The organism is Agromyces sp. NPDC056389, from assembly GCF_042262385.1.
GTDB lineage: Bacteria > Actinomycetota > Actinomycetes > Actinomycetales > Microbacteriaceae > Agromyces.
Genome location: NZ_JBHJPN010000003.1, coordinates 627,460 through 646,628 on the forward strand (window position 1 = coordinate 627,460; position 19,169 = coordinate 646,628).

Consider the following 19,169-nt stretch of genomic DNA (forward strand, 5'->3'; position numbering starts at 1 on the left):
GCGAGCGGATGACACGGCTCGCGCGGGCATCCACCCGCCCTAGGCGAGCGGATGACGCGGCTCGCGCCGGTCTCAGGCGGCGAGGTGCACGGCCGGCGTGAGGAGCGCGGCGAGCTCGGCGGCCGAGAGTTCGCGGCCGAACGCGGGGTGGCCGGGCTCGAGCGCGACGCCGTGGCCGAGCTCGCCGCCGTCGACCGGGTCGAAGCCCAGCTCGTCGATGATCTCGGCGACGACGGCGCGAGCCTCGGCGTCATCGCCGACGACGGCGAGGGCGCGGCGCAGGGGTGAGCCGGCGGCCATGCTGTCGTCCTCCATCTCGTGGTAGCCGAGGTGGTTCAGCGACTTCACGACGCGGGCGCGCGGGTTGCGTGCGGCGTTGATCTCGCTCGTCGTGCGTGGGTCGTCGTCGACCTCGGCGATGTTGCCGTCGACGGGCGGCCAGTAGTTCATCGCGTCGACGACGATGCGGCCGTCGAACGCGCTCCAGGGCACCGTGCCGGCCTTGCCGAACGGCACGGCCACGATGATGACGTCGGCGGTGGCGGCGAGGACTTCGGGTGAGGTCACCTCGGCGCCGGGGGCCACGACGCCGACGAGCAGGTCGAGCGTGGTCTGGCGCGGGGAGCCCGCGATGAGCACGCGATGCCCGGATGCCACGAGGAGGCGGGCGAGGGCTGTGCCCACCTTGCCCGCGCCGTAGATTCCGATGACCGGCCGATCCGTCACGTCTTGATTCTCCCATCACTCGCCGCACCCGATAGATGCATCGTCATGGAAATGAACGCGCCGCCGCCGATGGGCATTCCCGCGCCCGTGCGCTCGGCGACCTCGGGGGAATAGTCTCATCTCGACGGTGGTTCCGAACTCTGTATGCGAATGCATGGAAGCAAGGAAAGGGATCGGGATGTCTGAGCGGTACGAATTCGGGGTCGACACCTTCGGCGATGTGACGAACGGGGCCGACGGCGCGCCGCTGCCGCACGCCCAGGTGCTGCGCAACGTCGTGGAGGAGGCCGTGCTCGCCGACCGGCTCGGCCTCGACTTCTTCGGACTCGGCGAGCACCACCGCGTGGATTTCGCGGTCTCCGCGCCCGAGGTCGTGCTCGGCGCGATCGCCGGCCGCACCGAGCGCATCCACCTCGGTTCCGCGGTCACCGTGCTGAGTTCCGACGACCCCGTGCGCGTCTTCGAGCGCTTCGCCACGCTCGACGGCCTCTCGAACGGCCGCGCCGAGGTCATCCTGGGTCGCGGCTCGTTCATCGAGTCCTTCCCGCTCTTCGGTTTCGAGCTGAACCAGTACCAGGAGCTCTTCGAGGAGAAGCTCAACCTGTTCTCGGCCCTCCTGCCGCAGGAGCCCGTCACGTGGAGCGGGCAGCTGCGGTCCTCGCTCACCGACCAGCTCGTCTTCCCGCCCGTCGAGCACGGCCGCCTGAAGACCTGGGTCGGCGTCGGCGGCAGTCCAGAGTCCGTCGTGCGCGCCGCCCACTACGGCCTGCCGCTCGTGCTCGCGATCATCGGCGGCAGTCCCGCACGATTCGCGCCGCTCGCCGACCTCTACCGGCGCGCCCTCGAGCAGTTCGGCAACCCGCTCCAGCCGATCGCGATCCACTCGCCCGGGTTCATCGCCGCGACCGACGCCGAGGCGCTCGACACGCTCTGGCCGCACTACAAGGTCAGCATCGACCGCATCGGGCGCGAGCGCGGCTGGGGTGCGGTCGACCGCGCCCACTTCGACGACGAGGCGGGGCCGAACGGCGCGCTCTACGCGGGATCGCCCGAGAAGGTCGCCGTCAAGATCGCCGCGGCCATGCGCGCGATCGGGGCCACCCGGTTCGACATGAAGTACTCGAACGGCGCGCTGCCGCACGAGGCGATGATGCGCAGCATCGAGCTCTACGCGACCGAGGTCGTGCCGCGCGTCAAGGAGCTGCTCGCGGCAGCGGACGCCGCCGACGCCGAGCTGAGCTCGGTCGCCGACCTCGGAGCCTCCGAACTGGCCGCGGCCGATCGGGCGGATGCAGCGACATCCGCCGATCGCCCGATCGACTGACCCGGGGCCGAGGCGCTCACGCGACGGGCGGCGCCGAGCTCGCCCCCGAGGCCGCTCGGCGCCGCCGCACGGCCGCCCGGAACCAGAGTGCGTCGGGCACGCGGGCGAGGAACGTGCCGGCGACGATCGTGATGAGCACGTAGCCCGTCGCGAGCGGTGCGAGTTCGGGCGCCACGACGCCCGAGCCGACCGCCAACCCCGCGATGACGATCGAGAACTCGCCGCGTGGTGCGAGCGAGAGCCCGGCCCGCCACTGGCCGAGCGTGCCGACGCCGGCCCGTCGCGCGGCGTAGGAGCCGGTGATGAGCTTCGTGATGATCGTCACGATGGCCAGGGCGAGTGCCGCCGGCAGCATCGACAAGAGCGCCGACGAGTCGGTCGTCAGCCCGAAGAACACGAAGAAGATCGCGGCGAAGAGGTCGCGAAGCGGAGTGAGCACCTGGCTCGCGTTCGCCGCGACCCGCCCCGACAGTGCGATGCCGACGAGGAACGCGCCGACCGCGGCTGAGACGCTGACCTCCGCCGCGAGTCCGGCGACGAGCATCGTGAGGCCGAGCACGCCGAGCAGCAACGGCTCGAAGTGGTCGGCCGGGAAGAGCCGCGAGACGATGTGCCCGTGCCGCAGCGCGACGTACAGGATGACGGCGACGACGCTCACCGCGATCGCGACGGAGACGGCGCCCTGCATGAGGCTCATGCCCACCACGAGGGCCGAGAGCACGGGCAGGTAGAACGCCATCGCGAGGTCCTCGATGACGAGCAGTGCGAGGATCGCGGGCGTCTCGCGGTTCGAGAGCCGGCCGAGGTCGCGCAGGAGCTTGGCGATGACGCCCGACGACGACACCCAGGTCACGCCGGCCATCGCGACCGCGGCGACCGGACCCCAGCCGAGCAGGAGGGCCAGCGCGGCGCCCGGCACGGCGTTGAGCGCTGCGTCGATGAGGCCGGCGGTGCGCGCCGACTTCAGGCTGCCGAAGAGCTCCGACGCGGTGTACTCGAGGCCGAGCAGGGCGAGCAGCAGGATGACGCCGATCTCGGCGCCGGTCTGGAAGAACTCCTCGCTCGCGTCGAGCGCGATGAACCCGCCCTCGCCGAAGGCGAGGCCGAGCACGAGGTAGAACGGGATCGGCGAGATGCCGAACGCGAGCGCGAGGCGCCCGAGCAGACTCATGCCGAGAAGCAGCGCGCCGACTTCGATGAGGAGCAGCGTGGTCTCGTGCATACGCCCGGCCTCAGTCGGGGCCGTTGGCGAGCAGCCGGGCTACTCCGTCGAGTCCTTCACGTGTTCCGACGACGACGATGACGTCTCCAGCGCGCAGCGTCTCTGCGGGCGTGGGTGAGGGGATGATCTGGCCGTCGCGGACGATGGCCACGATCGAGGCATGCGTGCGAGTGCGGGCCTTCGTGGCGCCGAGTGTGCGGTTCAGGTACGGCGAGTCCGTCGGCAGGGCGATCTGCTCGGTGTAGAGGCCCGCCGTCTCGTCGCTGAGACTCGTGAGGCGGCTCAGCATGACCGAGGCGCCGAGCACGTCGGCAAGGGCGGCGGCCTCGTCGTCGTTCAACGGGATGGAGTCGCGACAGGCGTCGGGATCGTCTTGATCGAAGAGCCCGAGGTCGCGTTCGCCGTCACGGTGCGACACGACGCTGATGCGCCGGCCGCTCTCGGTGACGAGGTCGTGTCGAATGCCGATGCCGGGCAGGTCGACCTTCTCGATGCGTATACCCACATCCGCAATCGTAACCCCGCGCGGAGGTGTCGCGGCCAGCGGTGCTCAGCGCGCCGGCGCAGTGTGCGTGCGCATCGTCAGCACGGGGGTGCCTGCGTCATCGCCGGCCTCCAACTCGACCCGCACGTCGCCGAGTTCGGAGAGCGAGGCGACGTGGGTTCCGCCGCACGCGATGCGCGCGGTGCCGACGGGCAGTTCGGCGACCCAGTACCGGCGGTCGGTGAGCCCGTCGCCGTCGCGCTCGATGCGCACGGAAGCGCCGGCGGCCGCCCACTCCGCGATCGTCGCGGTGACGGATGCCGCGAGCTCCCCGAGCCCGTCGGCGGCGACCGAGGCCGTGTCGAACCCGGCTCGGCGCAGCGACTTGTTCAGGCGGTACACGTCGACCGAGCCGCCGGGCACGATGCGGCTCGACGCGATCGCGATGCCGTCGAAGTCGGGTGCCCCGAGCGCGTCTTCGCGTGCGGCCTTCGACCAGTTGCCCGCGAGTGCGACGTTCAGCGCGAGCGCCGCGGCGTGGCAGGCGGTGTGGCCGGTCGAGAGGGCGCGGCGCGCCGAGGCATCCGCTCGCACCGTCACCGCATCGCCCACGGCGATCGCGGCATCGTCTGCCACGAGGTGGGCGACGAGGAACGACCAGCCCTCGGTGCCCTTGCGCACCGGGATGTCGGCGCCGAGGAAGAGCTCGGCGCCGTCGGTGGCCGCGACGACGGCGTCGACGATCGGGATCTCGACGGCGCCGGCCGTCAGCGAACCGGTGTCGGCCGGCTGGTCGGGCCACGCCGCGTCGACCGGGTGGAAGCTCGTCGCCTCGGTGACGACGGCGATCCGGCCGTCATCCGCCGGCGCGACGTGCAGCACCACGGTGTCTGCGTCGAGTGCGCCGTCGGGGTAGGTGACGAGCGTGTCGCGAGTGGGCAGCACGTGGGGCTCAGACGCCGTCGCTGCGACCGAGGAGGTGGAACGGGATCGCCAGGGAGAGCGCCACGGCGACGATGCCGCCGAAGAACACGGGCGCCTGGAACTCGGTCATCACCGGTGCGGTGCCCATGAGCCACATGCCGAAGACGAAGAGTCCCATCGAGATGAGGAAAGTGACGACGTTCACAACGACCTCCAGAGTTCCGGTGGCGGTCCGCGCCGCCCGGTCGAGTCTACCGGGCGAGCGCACCCGGGGTCGGGCTCACGAGTCGATCGGGCCGAGCCAGGCGTTCGCGACCGTCGAGTGCGCCGACTCGTCGTCGGACGGGTGGAAGATGCCGGCGAGCACGTCGCGGTAGAGGCGGCCGAGCTCGGAGCCCGCGAAGTACGTCGATCCGCCCGAGACGCGCACCGCCTGATCGACGACGTGCTTCGCTGTCTCGGTCGCGCGCACCTTGATGCCCACGAGCTTCGCGAACCAGAACGCGCCGTGGTCGACGAGCTCGTCGAGGTCGCGCGCGATCGCGAGGAGCTGCGGCGCGATGGCCTCCTGTGCGAGTGCGGCATCGGCGATCCGCCAGCGGATGTCGGGATCCTGGGAGAGCGGCGCACCGCCGTTCTTCATCGAGGTGCGCCGGCGGGCCGCCGCGACGGCGAGGTTGAGGGCCCGGTCGCCGATGCCGGCGTACACCGAGGCGAGCAGCAGCTCGAAGTTCGCGAAGATGCCGAAGATGAGCGGATCGGCGTTCGGCCCGGGGTCGAGCCGGCGCACGATGCGGTCGGATGCCGCGTACGCCCCGTCGAGCACGGTCGTGCGGCTCTGGCTCGCCCGCATGCCCATCGTGTCCCAGTCGTCGAGGATGCGCACGTCGGGGTCCTCGCGGTCGATGAAGCCGTAGACGAGCTTCGGCGCATCGGTCGAGGCGGTGTCGAGGCCCATCGTGCCGAGCCGCGTCCACGCGGGCGAGAGCGAGGTGAAGATCTTGCGGCCCGTGTAGCGGTACCCGCCGTCGGTCTGGGGCTCTGCGACCGTGCGCGAGCCGAAGAGCATGAGGTCGTTGCCGGCCTCGCTGATGCCGAACCCGAAGAGCTCGCCCGCGCCGGCCTCGCGCAGCACGAAGTCGAGCGAGTCGTCGCCGCGATCGCGCAGCACCTTGGCGACGCCGGTCCAGACGAGGTGCATGTTGACCGCGAGTGCGGTCGCCGGTGCGGCACCCGCGAGGCGCATCTGGCCGCGCACGGCGTCGGCGAACGTCCAGCCGAGGCCGCCGAGCTCGAGCGGCACGAGTGCCGTCAGGTAGCCGGTCTCCCGGAGCTCGGCGAGGTCTTCATCGAAGAAGGCGTTGTCGCGGTCGTACCGGGCGGCCCGCTCGCGGAAGCGTTCGAGCAGCTCATCGTGCAGCAGGGTCTCAGGCGTGGTGCTCACGCCGCCAGACTACGCCTCGGGCGTCTGCTCGTGCGGGGGCGTCACGGGCGGCGTCGAGTCCGCCGCCGGCGTGGTCTGCGGGGCGACGGATGCCGCGGCATCCGCTCGACGGGCGCGTCGCCGGCGCGTCGACAACAGGACGATGCCGATGACGATCGCGGCGATCACCGCCGCGGCGAGGAGCCACGGCAGCAGCACGCCGATCGCGACGCCCAGCCACGCGCCGAACACCACGAGCGCATCCCAGCCGGCGGCGAGGCCGCTCCAGAAGTCGCCCGGCACCGCGGCGGGTGCCTGGGCCTCGGTCACGAGATCGACGCCGAGGGTCGAATAGTCGACCTGATCGACGAGCGCGTCGCGCTGCTGCGTCAGGCTGTCGAGCTCGGCTTGTCGGGTCGTGAGCTCGGACTCGATCGCGATGAGGTCGGTGATCGAGGTCGCCGCGCCGAGGAGCTCCCGCAGTCGATCGACGGAGGCGGTGAGCGCTTCGATGCGCGCATCGAGATCCTGGCGCTGCGCGGTCACGTCGGTGGCGTCCATCGAGACGGAGGTGACGGTGCCCAGTTCGCGGAGGTCCGCGACGACGGCCTCGAGCTCGTCGGCCGGAATTCGCAGCGTGAGCCGCGCACTGGGCGTCTGCGTGTCGGTGCCGGGCGTCTCGGAGCGGCTGTCGACGCGTCCGCCCGAGGCATCGGCGATGTCGGCGGTGCTCTGCGCTGCGGCGATCGGGTCGTCGACGGTGATCGCCATCCAACCGGTCGTGATGACGCTGCGGTCGGCGACCGCGTCATCGGCGGCGTCGCCGCCCTCGACAGACTGCGGGGCATCGGGCGCCACCTCGCCGCTCATGACGCCGGGCTCGCCCGTCGACGTGCTCTGACCGGCCGTGCACCCGGCGAGCAGGAGGGCGATGAGCGCGGCTGCAACGGCCGCCGTCGGTGCCAGTCGTCGTCTCATGCGCTCACTGTATTGCCGGCCCGGAATGCGATGTCTGGAACTCCGCTGGGAGTCGGGTCACGATCGGATGTCGCTTCGCCGCCCCGAATCAGTCGTCGTCGGGGTCCCGACCGGTGCGCTCGCCGCTGTCGAGTGCGGCGATCGCCGCGAGGTCATCGCCGTCGAGCTCGAAGCCGAAGACGTCGAGGTTCTCGCGGATGCGTTCCGGGCGACTTGCCTTCGGGATCACGACGTTGCCGAGCTGCACATGCCAGCGCAGCACGACCTGTGCCGGGCTCCGACCGTGCTTCGCGGCGATCTCGTCGAGGAGCGGTGTGCCGAGCACCCGGCCTCGCGCGAGCGGCGACCACGCCTCGGTGCGGATGCCGCGAGCGGCGTCGAACTCGCGCAACGCCGCCTGCGGCAGCCACGGATGCAGCTCGACCTGGTTCACGACGGGCGTCTCACCCGTCTCGGCGACGAGGCGCTCGATGTGATGGGCGTGGAAGTTCGAGACGCCGATCGAACGCACGCGGCCCTCGTCGCGGAGGCGGATGAGCGCTCGCCAGGTGTCGACGTAGCGGTCGGTGGACGGCACCGGCCAGTGGATGAGGAAGAGGTCGAGCCGATCGAGCGCGAACCGCCGCATCGACTCGTCGAAGGCGCGCAGCGCCCGATCGTAGCCGTTGTCGTCCTTCCACACCTTGCTCGTCACGAACAGCTCGTCACGGGCGAGCCCCGACGTGCGCACCGCCTCGCCGACCTCGCGTTCATTGCCGTAGAACGCCGCGGTGTCGAGGTGTCGGTAGCCCGCGTCGATCGCGTCGAGGCAGAGGCCCGTGGCATCCGCTGCCGGCACCTTGTACAGGCCGTACCCGAGCTGCGGAATGCTCGAGCCGTCGGCGAGCGGAAGTCGGGGAGCTGCGGGTAGGGGTCGTGGCATCCGGGGCTTCTCTCAGCGGGGGCGGCGGCGCGGGAGCATCAGCTCGGCTGCGCCGGTATCGGTTCGGTGTCGGGGATCGGGCTGGCATCGCGGCCACGCAGGTCGGGATGCCAGCGCCGACCCAGGAGTGGCACGAGGAAGCCGAGGAAGGCGAGCGCCGTGGCGGCCCAGAACGCACCCTGTGCGCCGTTGCTATCGATGAGGAAGCCTGCGAGCGCCGAGCCGAGGGCCGCTCCGATGAGTTGACCGGTGCCGACCCAGCCGTAGGCCTCGGCGGTGTCCGAGAACTTGACGCTCGCCGAGACGATCGCGAAGAGCACGGCGAGCGCCGGGGCGATGCCGATGCCGGCGATGAAGAGGGTGATCGAGAGCCACCAGAAGTCCATGAGGCCGGCCGCGAGCGCCGTGCCCGCGAACACGATGAACATGCGGCGGGCGGTCGACCACGGGCCGATCGGCACATGGCCGAGGAAGAGGCCGCCCGCGAGCGAACCCACGGAGAAGATCGCGAGTACGATGCCGGCTTCGGCGCCGCCGTGGCCGAACGCGGCGACGACGCCGGCTTCGATCGCCGCACAGGCGCCGATCAGCAGGAAGCCGACGACGGTCGCGAGCATCACCGGCGGACGGCCGAGCACGGTTCCGAAGCGCCGCTTCGACCGGGGGATGCGCACTCGGCCGAGTTCGGGCGAGGAGATGAACCAGATGCCGCCGACGACCATGAGCACGGCGGCGAGGAGGATCGCCCAGACCGTGCCGATCTGGGTCGCGACGAACGTCGTGACCACGGGCCCGACGACCCAGATGATCTCCTGTGCCGAGGCGTCGAGCGAGAAGAGCGGGGTGAGCTGGCGGGAGTTCACCATCTTCGGATAGATCGTTCGCACCGCCGGCTGCACCGGCGGGTTGGCGAGGCCCGCGACGAGTCCGATCGCCATGTAGAGGGGCACCGTGAGCGGGAGCAGCGCGATCGCGACGACGGCCGTGACGCACACGGCGAGGGTCGCGATGAGCACGGGCCGCATGCCGAGCCGGCCCATGAGCCGACTCGTGAGCGGGCCGGCGACGGCCTGACCGATCGAGGTGGCGGCGAGCACGAGTCCGGCGGAGCCGTACGAGCCCGTCTGCTGTTCGACGTGGAGCAGGAACGCGAGCGAGAGCATGCCCGACGGGAAACGCGCGGTCAGCTGGGCGGCGATGATGCGAGCGACGCCCGAGGTTCTGAGCAGTTCGGAGTAGCTTCCCACAGTGGATCAACTCTATCGACGGTCGGATCGTGATCTCGGAGCCGGATCCCGCGCGCCGCAGGTGACATATGCTCTCTCTGTAACGGCGTCGGGGCCAGAGTCTTCGTCGTCGATCCCCATCGCAATGACAGAGGTTCTCCCATGCACTCCCGACGACTGCTCATCCCGACCGTGGCCGCAGCCGCGGTCCTCCTCCTCTCCGGTTGTGTCGACAACACGACCGGCGGCGGCGAAGCGGCCACCGACGCTTCGGCCCCCGCGATCGCGGTCGACGAGGCCGCCGCGGCCCTGCTGCCCGCCGAGATCGCCGACTCCGGCAAGCTCGTCGTCGGCACCGATGCCGCCTACCCGCCCAACGAGTACAAGGACGCCGACGGCAACCCGATCGGGTGGGACGTCGACCTCGTCGACGCCCTCGGCGCGAAGCTCGGCCTCGAGGTCGAGTACGAGATCGCGAGCTTCGACAAGATCATCCCGTCGATCACCGGCGGCACGATGGACCTGGGCATGTCGAGCTTCACCGACAACGCCGAGCGCCAGAAGCAGGTCGACTTCGTCGACTACTACAGCGCCGGCATCCTGTGGGCCGCTCCCGCGGGAAAGACCGTCGACCCCGACGACGCGTGCGGCCTGAAGGTCGCCGTGCAGGCCACGACGTACGAGCACACCGACGAGCTGCCCGCCAAGAGCCAGGCCTGCGTCGACGCCGGCAAGCCCGCGATCCAGATCACGCCGTTCGACACGCAGGATGCCGCGGCGAACGCGGTGGTGCTCGGCCAGGCCGACGCCATGAGCGCCGACTCTCCCGTCACCGGCTACGCGATCGCCCAGACAGACGGCAAGCTCGAGGCTGCGGGTGACGTGTTCGACTCCGCACCGTACGGCTTCCCGGTCGCGAAGGGCTCCGAGCTCGCCGCCGCCGTCCAGGCCGCGATGCAGTCGCTCATCGACGACGGCACCTACGGCGACATCCTCGCCGAGTGGGGCGTCGAGTCCGGCGCCGTCGACACGATCGAGATCAACGCGGGCAGCTGATGAACGACACGTCCTCCGGCCGGGCGACGATGCCCGTGCCGGCGGGCGGCCCCGGTGCCGCCCCGGTCCCGACGAAGGTCGTGCGCTTGCGGCATCCGTGGCGCATCGTCGTCGCCGTGCTGCTGCTCGCAGTCATCGCCCTCTTCATCCTCGACGCCGCGCAGCGCGAGGCCTTCGACTGGCCGGCGGTCGGCAAGTACGTCTTCGACCAGCGCGTCTCGCAGGCGGTCGGGTTCACCCTGCTGCTCACGGTGCTCTCGATGATCATCGGCGTCGTGCTCGGCATCATCCTCGCGGTCATGAGGCAGTCGCCGAACCCCGTGCTGAAGGGGCTCGCGTGGGCCTATCTCTGGATCTTCCGCGGCACCCCCGTGTACGTGCAGCTCGTGTTCTGGGGCCTGCTCGCGACGATCTACACCTCGATCGACCTCGGCGTGCCGCTCATGGAACCGTGGATCTCGTTCCCCACCACGGCGCTGCTGAACACCTTCTGGCTCGCGGTCATCGGACTCGCGCTCAACGAGGCCGCCTACATGGCAGAGATCGTGCGGGCCGGACTCCTCTCGGTCGACCCCGGCCAGCACGAGGCGGCCACCGCCCTCGGCATGGGCTGGGGCACGACGATGCGCCGGGTCGTGCTGCCGCAGGCGATGCGCGTGATCATCCCTCCGACCGGCAACGAGGTCATCTCGATGCTGAAGACGACCTCGCTCGTCTCGGCGGTGCCGTTCACGGGTGAGCTCTACATGCGCACCCGCGACATCTCGGTCGAGATCTTCAACCCCATCCCGCTGCTCATCGTCGCCTCGCTCTGGTACCTCGCGATCACCTCGGTGCTCATGGTCGGCCAGTATTTCCTCGAGAGGCGCTTCGCCCGAGGGGTCGGCGCACGGCCCGACACCGGCCCGGGCCCTGTCACGGGTGCGATGAGCGCCGTCGACGCGGAGATCGCCGAGACGTCGATCGCCGCCAAGCAAGGAGGAGACGCTCGATGAGCGCCCAGACCACACCGGCCGGCGCCGAAGACCGAGCGGCGACCCTGACGCCGATGGTGCTCGCCGAGCACGTCTCGAAGAGCTTCGGCTCCAACGAGGTGCTGAAGGACATCTCGCTCGAGGTCAAGCGCGGCGAGGTGCTCTGCCTCGTCGGTCCGTCGGGCTCGGGCAAGTCGACGTTCCTGCGCTGCATCAACCACCTCGAGCAGGTCTCGTCGGGCCGCCTCTCGGTCGACGGCTCGCCCGTCGGCTATCGCGAGGTCGGCGACAAGCTGTACGAGATGCACCCGAAGGATGCCGCCAAGCAACGCCGCGACATCGGCATGGTCTTCCAGCGGTTCAACCTGTTCCCGCACATGACGGCCCTCGAGAACGTCATGGAGGCGCCGATGCAGGTCAAGGGCATCGCGAAGTCGAAGGCCAGGGCCCGTGCTCACGAGCTGCTCGCGCGTGTCGGCCTCGCCGAGCGCGCCGACTACTATCCCGCCCACCTCTCGGGCGGTCAGCAGCAGCGGGTCGCGATCGCACGAGCGCTCGCGATGGATCCGAAGCTCATGCTCTTCGACGAGCCGACGTCGGCGCTCGACCCCGAGCTCGTCGGCGAGGTGCTCGACGTGATGAAGGAACTCGCGAAGACGGGCATGACCATGATCGTCGTCACGCACGAGATGGGCTTCGCCCGCGAGGTCGCCGACACGCTCGTGTTCATGGACGGCGGCGTGGTCGTCGAGACGGGCGACCCACGCGAGGTGCTGGCCAACCCGCAGCACGCGCGCACGCAGGCGTTCCTCTCGAAGGTGCTGTAGCCGTCGCGGAGGTGCTGCGGTGGCGAGCCCCGGCTCAGCCCTGCAGCACCTTCGAGATGCGCTGGAGCGACACGCTCTCGGCCGCGCGCAGTTCCTGTGCGAAGAGGCTGATGCGCAGCTCCTCGATGAGCCAGCGCGCGCGCACGACGTTCGCCGGGGCATCCGGCGCCAGCGGAATCGTGCCGCCCGCGTCGGCGAACCGTGCGAGGGCCGTCTGCACCTCGTTCATCCACACCCGGTCGCGACCCGGGTTGTCGACGAGCTTGCCGACGCGCATCGTGACGCCCTCGAGGTAGCGCGGCACGTGTCGAAGTCGCTCGAGGCCGGTGCGCGAGACGAACCCTGGGAAGACGAGACCGGCGAGCTGCTCCTTGGCATCACTGAGCGCCGGCAGCAGCGCCATGCTCGTCGCCGACTTCACCGTCTTCTCCGCGGTGCGGAGCGCGGTGAGGGTGCGGGCGACGAGGCCGACGGTCTCGAACATCGTGTCCATGACGACGCCCGAGACACGGTCGCGCACGGTGTCGAACTCGAGCTTCGTGAAGAGCATGCCGTCGTCCTTCACGCGGTAGAGCACGTCGTTGACGCAGGCCACGAGGCAGTCGGCGAAGAGGGCCGCCGTGCTCGGGTACGGGCTCGTCGCGAGGATGAGCTTCTCGTTGCCCGTGAGGTGCTGCTGCACGTAGTTGACGGGTGAGGGCGTCGCGAGCATGAGCAGACGACGGATGCCGCCGGGCATCGCCCGCGCCTGCTCCTCGGGTGTGGCGAGCAGCCTGATGTTCACGGCCGTGCCGTCGTCGATGAGCGCGGGGTACGCGCGCACCCGGTTGCCGCCGACCGTGGTGTCGACGAACCGGGGCAGCTCGGCGAAGTCCCAGCTCGTGAGGCCGGTGCGCTCGATGCCGGCGCCCGGCGATTCGCCGGCGGCGGCGATGGAACCGGGCGTGACCGGGCCGTCGACCTGGCGCGGCCCTCGTGGTCCGCGCTCGCCGCGAGCGGGTGCCGCGAAGGTGTCGGCCACGGCGTCGCGTGCCCGATCGGCGAGCTGCGCCTGGAGCGCCCGCAGGTCCTTGCCGACGGCGAGCTGCTTGCCTGTTCCGTCGACGACCCGGAAGGACATCTGCAGGTGGGGCGGGATGCGGTCCATCGCGAAGTCGGCGCCCGTCACTGGAGTGTGGGTGAGCCGCTTGATCACGCCGGCGACCTCGTCGGCGAACGACATGCCCGCCGGGGCATCCGTGTCGTCGAGCTCGGCGACGATCTTCGCGGCCCAGTCGGCCGCGGGCACGACGTTGCGCCGGATCACCTTCGGCAGCGCCTTGATCATCGCGGTGACGAGTTCGGTGCGGAGGCCGGGCACCTGCCGGTCGAACCCTTCGGGGCGGAGCCGCGCGAGCAGCACGAGCGGCACCTGCACGGTGACGCCGTCGTCGGCTGCCCCTGGCTCGAAGCGATACCGCAGCGAGAGCGTCTGGTCGTCCTGTCGCCAGCTCGGCGGGAACGCGTCTTCGTCGATGGCAGGCGCATCCTCTGGGGCGAGTGCCTCGGCCGTCATCGTCAGCAGCTCGGGCGACTCCTGCTTGGCTGCGCGCCACCAGGTCTCGAAGAGCCGGGTCGAGGTGACGTCGGCCGGGATGCGCGTGTCGTAGAACTCGAACACCGCCTCGTCGTCGAAGAGGATGTCGCGGCGGCGGCTGCGCTCCTCGACGGCCTCGAGCTCGGCCCGGAGCTTGCGGTTCGCGCGGTCGAAGTCGAAGAGCCGGTCGCGGCGGATGTCGTTCGGCCAGTCACCCTCGACGAGCGCATGCCGGAGGAAGAGCTCGCGCGCGTACGCCCGGTCGACGCGGGAGAGCTGGATTCGGCGGCGGGCGACGATCGGCACGCCGTAGAGGGTCACCTTCTCATAGGCGACCGCCGCACCCTGCCGCTTCTCCCAGTGCGGCTCGCTGTAGCTGCGCTTGAGGAGCGAACCCGCGAGCGGCTCGGCCCAGGCCGGATCGATCGCCGCGTTCATGCGCGCGAACAGCCGGCTCGTCTCGACGAGCTCGGCGCTCATGATCGCGTCGGGCTGCTTCTTCGCGAGCGCCGAGCCCGGGAAGATCAGGAAGCGCGACTGCCGGGCGCCGAGGTACTCGCCCTTGGGCTTGCGCCCGCCGGATGCCGCGGTGCCGCGCGTGCCCGACTGCGTCGTGCTCGCGGGGGAGTCCTTCAACCCGATGTGGCTGAGGAGGCCGGCGAGCAGCGACTTGTGGATGAGGTCGGCGTCGGGGGCCGCCCCGCCGCCGGGGGTCTTGTCGTCGATCTCGAGTCCGAGCGGCCGACTCATCTGGCGCAGCTGCCGATAGACGTCGTTCCACTCGCGCACGCGCAGGTAGTTCAGGAACTCGTTCTTGCACATGCGTCGGAACGCGCTCGAACCGAGCTCGCGCTGCTGCGTCTCGAGGTGGTTCCACAGGTTCAGGAGCGTGATGAAGTCGCTCGTCGGGTCGGCGAAGCGGGCGTGCTGCTCGTCGGCCTGCTGTCGGCGTTCGAGCGGGCGTTCGCGCGGGTCCTGGATCGTGAGGCCCGCGACGATCGCGAGCACCTCGCGGCTGACGCCGTGCTGCTTCGATTCGACGACCATCCGGCCGAATCGTGGTTCGATCGGGAGTTTCGCGAGGGCCCGGCCGACCTTCGTCAGGCGGTTGCCGGCCGCCGCGCCACTGGGGGCGTCGACCGCCCCGAGCTCGCGCAGCAGTTCGACGCCGTCCTTCACGCCCCGGGCGTCGGGCGGGGTGAGGAACGGGAACGCCTCGATGTTGCCGAGGCCGAGCGAGATCATCTGCAGGATGACCGCGGCGAGGTTCGTGCGCAGCACCTCGGGTTCGGTGAACTCCGGACGCCGTGCGAAGTCGTCTTCGGAGTACAGGCGGATCGCGATGCCGTCGCTCGTTCGGCCCGACCGGCCAGAGCGCTGGTTCGCCGAGGCCTGCGAGATCGCCTCGATGGGCAGCCGCTGCACCTTCGAGCGCACCGAGTAACGGCTGATGCGCGCCGTGCCGGCGTCGATCACGTACTTGATGCCGGGCACCGTGAGGCTCGTCTCGGCGACGTTGGTCGCGAGCACCACCCGGCGACGCACGCCGGCGACGGTCGACGGCTGGAACACGCGGTGCTGGTCGGCCGCCGAGAGGCGCCCGTAGAGCGGCAGCACCTCGGTGACGGATGCCCCGCGGCCGGAGTAGTGCCCGCGCACGGCCTCCTCGGCGTCGCGGATCTCGTTCTCGCCCGAGAGGAAGACCAGCACGTCGCCGCGCGACTCCCGGTCGAGTTCGTCGAGCGCCTCGATGATGCCCTGCAGGTAGTCCTTGTCGTCGGCCGGCGTGCGGCCGCCGTCGGCGGGTCCGGCCGGCTCGTCGGGGTCGTCGCTCGCGGCGTCCTCGGCAACGAGCGGGCGATAGCGGATCTCGACGGGGAAGGTCCGACCCGACACCTCGATGATCGGGGCCGGCTCGCCGGAGGCGTCCGCGAAGTGCCGCGCGAAGCTCTCGGGGTCGATCGTCGCGCTCGTGACGATGACCTTCAGGTCGGGGCGCTTCGGCAGCAGCTGCTTGAGGTAGCCGAGCAGGAAGTCGATGTTGAGGCTGCGCTCGTGCGCCTCGTCGATGATGATCGTGTCGTACCGGCGCAGCATCCGGTCGTGGTGCATCTCGTTCAGCAGGATGCCGTCGGTCATCAGCTTGATGCGGGTCGAGGCGCTGGCCTTGTCGGTGAACCGCACCTGGTAGCCGACGACCCCGCCGACCTCTTCGCCGAGCTCCTCGGCGATGCGCTCGGCGATCGTGCGGGCGGCGAGCCGCCTGGGCTGCGTGTGGCCGATCGACTCGCGGCCGAGTTCGAGGCAGATCTTCGGCAGCTGCGTGGTCTTGCCCGAGCCGGTCGCGCCGGCCACGATCACGACCTGGTTCTCGCGGATGGCGCGCGCGATCTCCTCACGCTGCCGGGAGACGGGCAGCTCGTCGGGGTAGGTGATCGCAGCAAGCACAGCCCTCCATCGTATGCGGCGCGAGCGGGGTCGTGGTAGAACTCCCTCATGTCGACCGAGGTCGAGGCACCCGTGAGTCCTGTCGCGTCGCGCGTTCCGCGTGTCGCGGCGCTCGTCGGGTTGCCGTTCGCGAGGGTCGCGCTCGTCGGTCTCGCGGCCGTCGCGACCTGGATCGCGCTCGCGCTGACGACCGAGCCCGGGCCGTTCCCGTCAGGGATGCTGTGCGCCGCGGCGATGATGCTGCCGGTGAACGTGCTCTCGATCGTGCTCGTGCGCCGCGCCCTGCACCGTTCGGGCCAGCGCGCACGCGACCTCATCGACTTCTCGTGGCGACGACTCGGCCGCGACGTGCTGTGGGGGCTGCTGTGGCTCGCGGTCCTGTGGCTCCCGTTCATCCTCGCGGTCTTCGGCGTGATGTTCGCGCTCCACGGCGGTGCCGCGCTCGAGCGCTTCGAGACGGTCTTCTACGACGCGGATGCCGCTCCGCCGCTGAACCGCGTGTGGCTCACGGTGCTCGCGGTCGTCTCCGTCGTGACGTTCGCGCCGCTGAATGCGCCCGCCGAGGAACTCATCTACCGCGGCTACTCGCAGTGGGGTCTCGAGCGGCGATGGCCGACGTTCTGGGCGATCGTCGTGCCGTCGGCGATCTTCGCCATGCAGCACGTCTTCTACGCCGCGACCGCCGATGCCGTGCTCGTCTACCTCGCGGCGTTCTTCGTCTGGGGCCTCGGCTCGGGCATCATCGTGCATCGCCAGCGGCGGCTGATGCCGATCATCATCGCCCACCTGCTCGTCAACCTCATGACGAGCGCGCCGGCGCTCGTGCTGCTGTTCCTCCCCGACTCGGCCCTGGCCTCCTGAGGAATGCGATTCGGCCCGACCCGCTCGGGCCGTTACGGTGTCGACATGGGTGAGCACGAGTTCGAGACCGCGTTCCGCGAGTGGCAGCAGTCGCGCTGGCAGGCGGTCTCCGCACCGCATGGCACGGCGGCCCTGCGCCACACCCACTGGCTCACGAGCGAGCCGGCGGAGTTCGCCGGGGCACCGGGCCTATGGCGCGCCGAGTCGGCGAACGTGGTCGGCGTGTTGCCGAACGGTGCAGCGGTCGGGCTCGCCCCGGGCGAGGAGCTCGACCTCGACGGCGTGCGACTGCGCGCGTTCGAGCGCGACGGCGCGCTCGCCCTCCGGGTCATCGATCCGGATGCCCCGAACCGCACTTCGCTCGTCGCGATCGAGGCGTACCCGCCGTCGCGCGAACGCGTCGTGATCGGCCGATTCGCTCCCGCAGGCGATGGAGCGACCCTCGACGTGACCTCCGTCGACGGCCACGAGTCGAACGATCGCCTCGGCGGCGAGATCGCGCTCGAGATCGACGGCGTTCCCGTCGCGCTCACCGTCACCCGCGACGATCTGGGCCTCTCGGCGGTGTTCGCCGATGCCACGAGCGGGGGCGAGAGCTATCGCTTCCGGTTCATCCGGGTGCCCGAACCCGACGCCGACGGTTCGGTTGCCGTCGACTTCAACCGTGCCTACCTCCCGCCGTGCGCATTCTCCGACGAGTACGTCTGCCCGCTGCCGCCGCTCGGCAACCGCTGGCCGGTCGCGATCCGCGCGGGGGAGCGGGTCGCGACGCGGAAGCCGGTGCCCGAGGTCGACGCGAACGTCGCCGACGAGGCCGACGCAGCCTGATTCGCGGGCAGCGAACCGAGCTGTCGACCGTGGGTGCCCCGTGGTGGGATGAAGCATGACTTCCGTTCCACGCATCCAGCTCAACGACGGCCACTCGATTCCGCAGCTCGGCTTCGGTGTCTTCAAGGTCGACCCCGACGAGACGGTGCGCATCGTCAGCGACGCGCTCGAGGTGGGGTACCGCCACATCGACACCGCGCGCATCTACGGCAACGAGGCGGGGGTGGGCACCGCGCTCGCCGAATCCGGTGTTCCGCGTGAAGAGCTCTTCATCACGACCAAGCTCTGGAACGACGACCACGGCACGCAGTCGGCGTTCGACGCGTTCGATGCGAGCGTCGATCGGCTGGGCCTCGACTACGTCGACCTGTACCTGATCCACTGGCCGTCGCCGAAGGCCGACCGGTACGTCGAGGCGTGGAAGGCGCTCGAGCAGATCCGCGAGAGCGGGCGTGCGCGATCGATCGGCGTCTCGAACTTCCTGGTGCCGCACCTCGAGCGGTTGCTCGCCGAGACCGACGTCGTGCCGGCGGTCGACCAGATCGAGCTGCACCCGGCTCACCAGCAGCCGGCGACCACCGCATTCGCCGAGCAGCACGGCATCGCGATCGAGGCCTGGGGCCCGCTCGGTCAGGGCAAGTACCCGCTCTTCGAAGTGCCCGAGATCGCGGACGCCGCGGACGCGCACGGCAAGAGCCCCGCGCAGGTCGTGATCCGCTGGCACCTCCAGCGCGGCCACATCGTCTTCCCGAAGTCGAACCGGCGCGAGCGCATGGTCGAGAACTTCGACGTCTTCGACTTCGAGCTGAGCGACGCCGAGGTGCGGGCGATCACCGCGCTCGAGCGCGAGGGCCGGGTCGGTTCGCACCCGAACGACGTCGACTGACGGATGCCGCGGATCCCAGCATTTCAGCGCGACACACCCGGGATGCGCGCCGGATTTGCCCGAGTGCCGGGATCCGCGTAAATTCTTACTCATCGCCACGGCGGTGCGGGAAGCGGCTGAGAGATCAGGGCTGCCCGGCCGAGACGGCGAGATTCTTAGCCAAATAGCCTCGTAGTCGCATTGCGACTCGGTGATTTCAAGCCTAAGATGAAACCCCCACTTCAGAACGAACATGATCTCCGGGTCGTGTTTCTCGTTGTGTGAACAACTGCTGTTTCAGTCCAGGTGATCTTCAGATCCGAGGGCTGAGTGACTTCGAGTGATCGAGTCCGGCAAGAGAAGTGGTACGGTAGACAGGTTGCCCTGAGGGCAGGTCGAGAGACTGAAACTCGGGTGCGTCCGTTCCTTGAGAACTCAACAGCGTGCACTATGTTCAATGCCAAATTATTGAACCCCGACCTCACCTTTGGTGGGGGGAGGATTC

Annotated in this window: 17 protein-coding genes; 7 read left to right on the forward strand and 10 right to left on the reverse strand. The window is 70.2% G+C overall.

What is annotated here, in order from left to right:
* Window positions 1-72 precede the first annotated feature (72 nt).
* Window positions 73-726 (reverse strand): NADPH-dependent F420 reductase, encoded by a 654-nt coding sequence (locus tag ACFCVM_RS19045; RefSeq protein ID WP_375838304.1) that lies wholly within the window; start codon window positions 724-726, stop codon window positions 73-75.
* Between the two features lie 178 nt (window positions 727-904).
* On the opposite strand from ACFCVM_RS19045, the gene ACFCVM_RS19050 reads away from it, so the two are divergent.
* Window positions 905-2,050: an LLM class flavin-dependent oxidoreductase gene (locus ACFCVM_RS19050; protein ID WP_375838305.1), complete on the forward strand. Its 1,146-nt coding sequence runs from the start codon at window positions 905-907 to the stop codon at window positions 2,048-2,050.
* Window positions 2,051-2,066: 16 nt separating this feature from the next.
* Here ACFCVM_RS19050 and ACFCVM_RS19055 read toward each other — a convergent pair whose 3' ends face one another.
* The 8 genes from ACFCVM_RS19055 to ACFCVM_RS19090 all read right to left on the reverse strand — a co-directional run bounded on the left by ACFCVM_RS19055 (window position 2,067) and on the right by ACFCVM_RS19090 (window position 9,250).
* Window positions 2,067-3,272, reverse strand: a complete 1,206-nt coding sequence (locus tag ACFCVM_RS19055) for a cation:proton antiporter (protein ID WP_375838306.1) — start codon at window positions 3,270-3,272, stop codon at window positions 2,067-2,069.
* 10 nt (window positions 3,273-3,282) lie between these two features.
* On the reverse strand, window positions 3,283-3,777 hold the full coding sequence (locus ACFCVM_RS19060) for a cation:proton antiporter regulatory subunit (RefSeq protein ID WP_375838307.1): 495 nt from the start codon (window positions 3,775-3,777) through the stop codon (window positions 3,283-3,285).
* Between the two features lie 45 nt (window positions 3,778-3,822).
* Window positions 3,823-4,701, reverse strand: a complete 879-nt coding sequence (locus ACFCVM_RS19065; protein WP_375838308.1) for a metal-dependent hydrolase — start codon at window positions 4,699-4,701, stop codon at window positions 3,823-3,825.
* Window positions 4,702-4,708: 7 nt separating this feature from the next.
* Entirely contained in the window at window positions 4,709-4,885 is a 177-nt protein-coding gene (locus ACFCVM_RS19070; protein ID WP_204460525.1) for a hypothetical protein, read from the reverse strand.
* Between the two features lie 75 nt (window positions 4,886-4,960).
* On the reverse strand, window positions 4,961-6,124 hold the full coding sequence (locus tag ACFCVM_RS19075) for an acyl-CoA dehydrogenase family protein (protein WP_375838309.1): 1,164 nt from the start codon (window positions 6,122-6,124) through the stop codon (window positions 4,961-4,963).
* A gap of 9 nt (window positions 6,125-6,133) precedes the next feature.
* Window positions 6,134-7,081, reverse strand: a complete 948-nt coding sequence (locus tag ACFCVM_RS19080; protein WP_375838310.1) for a DUF4349 domain-containing protein — start codon at window positions 7,079-7,081, stop codon at window positions 6,134-6,136.
* Window positions 7,082-7,169: 88 nt separating this feature from the next.
* Window positions 7,170-8,003, reverse strand: a complete 834-nt coding sequence (locus ACFCVM_RS19085) for an aldo/keto reductase (protein WP_375838311.1) — start codon at window positions 8,001-8,003, stop codon at window positions 7,170-7,172.
* Window positions 8,004-8,041: 38 nt separating this feature from the next.
* On the reverse strand, window positions 8,042-9,250 hold the full coding sequence (locus ACFCVM_RS19090) for an MFS transporter (RefSeq protein WP_375838312.1): 1,209 nt from the start codon (window positions 9,248-9,250) through the stop codon (window positions 8,042-8,044).
* 141 nt (window positions 9,251-9,391) lie between these two features.
* On the opposite strand from ACFCVM_RS19090, the gene ACFCVM_RS19095 reads away from it, so the two are divergent.
* The 3 genes from ACFCVM_RS19095 to ACFCVM_RS19105 are packed head-to-tail and all read left to right on the forward strand — an operon-like array spanning window position 9,392 to window position 12,086.
* Window positions 9,392-10,285, forward strand: a complete 894-nt coding sequence (locus ACFCVM_RS19095) for an ABC transporter substrate-binding protein (protein ID WP_375838313.1) — start codon at window positions 9,392-9,394, stop codon at window positions 10,283-10,285.
* The gene (locus ACFCVM_RS19100; RefSeq protein WP_375838314.1) at window positions 10,285-11,280 is read left to right on the forward strand and encodes an amino acid ABC transporter permease; all 996 of its coding nucleotides are present in this window, start codon (window positions 10,285-10,287) and stop codon (window positions 11,278-11,280) included. The genes ACFCVM_RS19095 and ACFCVM_RS19100 overlap by 1 nt, the downstream gene beginning before the upstream one ends.
* A gap of 53 nt (window positions 11,281-11,333) precedes the next feature.
* A complete protein-coding gene (locus ACFCVM_RS19105; RefSeq protein ID WP_375838325.1) occupies window positions 11,334-12,086 on the forward strand; it encodes an amino acid ABC transporter ATP-binding protein in 753 nt (250 codons plus the stop codon).
* 34 nt (window positions 12,087-12,120) lie between these two features.
* Here the strand turns inward: ACFCVM_RS19105 and hrpA are convergent, their stop codons facing one another.
* Window positions 12,121-16,110, reverse strand: a complete 3,990-nt coding sequence (hrpA, locus tag ACFCVM_RS19110) for an ATP-dependent RNA helicase HrpA (protein ID WP_375838315.1) — start codon at window positions 16,108-16,110, stop codon at window positions 12,121-12,123.
* Window positions 16,111-16,158: 48 nt separating this feature from the next.
* Here hrpA and ACFCVM_RS19115 point away from each other — a divergent pair, with 48 nt between their 5' ends.
* From ACFCVM_RS19115 to ACFCVM_RS19125, 3 genes are read left to right on the forward strand one after another with little or no spacing between them, the layout of a single operon-like run.
* Window positions 16,159-16,971: a lysostaphin resistance A-like protein gene (locus ACFCVM_RS19115; protein ID WP_375838316.1), complete on the forward strand. Its 813-nt coding sequence runs from the start codon at window positions 16,159-16,161 to the stop codon at window positions 16,969-16,971.
* Window positions 16,972-17,016: 45 nt separating this feature from the next.
* Entirely contained in the window at window positions 17,017-17,799 is a 783-nt protein-coding gene (locus ACFCVM_RS19120; protein ID WP_375838317.1) for a DUF1684 domain-containing protein, read from the forward strand.
* Window positions 17,800-17,854: 55 nt separating this feature from the next.
* Window positions 17,855-18,685, forward strand: coding sequence for an aldo/keto reductase (locus ACFCVM_RS19125; protein ID WP_375838318.1), 831 nt, complete (start codon window positions 17,855-17,857; stop codon window positions 18,683-18,685).
* Window positions 18,686-19,169 lie beyond the last annotated feature (484 nt).

Excerpts from the sequence above, each read along its gene's own strand:
- ACFCVM_RS19085 (WP_375838311.1), bottom strand. The coding sequence starts at position 8,003 with ATGCCACGACCCCTACCCGCAGCTCCCCGACTTCCGCTCGCCGACGGC.
- ACFCVM_RS19095 (WP_375838313.1), top strand. The coding sequence starts at position 9,392 with ATGCACTCCCGACGACTGCTCATCCCGACCGTGGCCGCAGCCGCGGTC.
- ACFCVM_RS19125 (WP_375838318.1), top strand. The coding sequence starts at position 17,855 with ATGACTTCCGTTCCACGCATCCAGCTCAACGACGGCCACTCGATTCCG.
- ACFCVM_RS19055 (WP_375838306.1), bottom strand. The coding sequence starts at position 3,272 with ATGCACGAGACCACGCTGCTCCTCATCGAAGTCGGCGCGCTGCTTCTC.
- ACFCVM_RS19080 (WP_375838310.1), bottom strand. The coding sequence starts at position 7,081 with ATGAGACGACGACTGGCACCGACGGCGGCCGTTGCAGCCGCGCTCATC.
- ACFCVM_RS19105 (WP_375838325.1), top strand. The coding sequence starts at position 11,334 with ATGGTGCTCGCCGAGCACGTCTCGAAGAGCTTCGGCTCCAACGAGGTG.
- ACFCVM_RS19050 (WP_375838305.1), top strand. The coding sequence starts at position 905 with ATGTCTGAGCGGTACGAATTCGGGGTCGACACCTTCGGCGATGTGACG.
- ACFCVM_RS19100 (WP_375838314.1), top strand. The coding sequence starts at position 10,285 with ATGAACGACACGTCCTCCGGCCGGGCGACGATGCCCGTGCCGGCGGGC.
- ACFCVM_RS19120 (WP_375838317.1), top strand. The coding sequence starts at position 17,017 with ATGGGTGAGCACGAGTTCGAGACCGCGTTCCGCGAGTGGCAGCAGTCG.
- ACFCVM_RS19115 (WP_375838316.1), top strand. The coding sequence starts at position 16,159 with ATGTCGACCGAGGTCGAGGCACCCGTGAGTCCTGTCGCGTCGCGCGTT.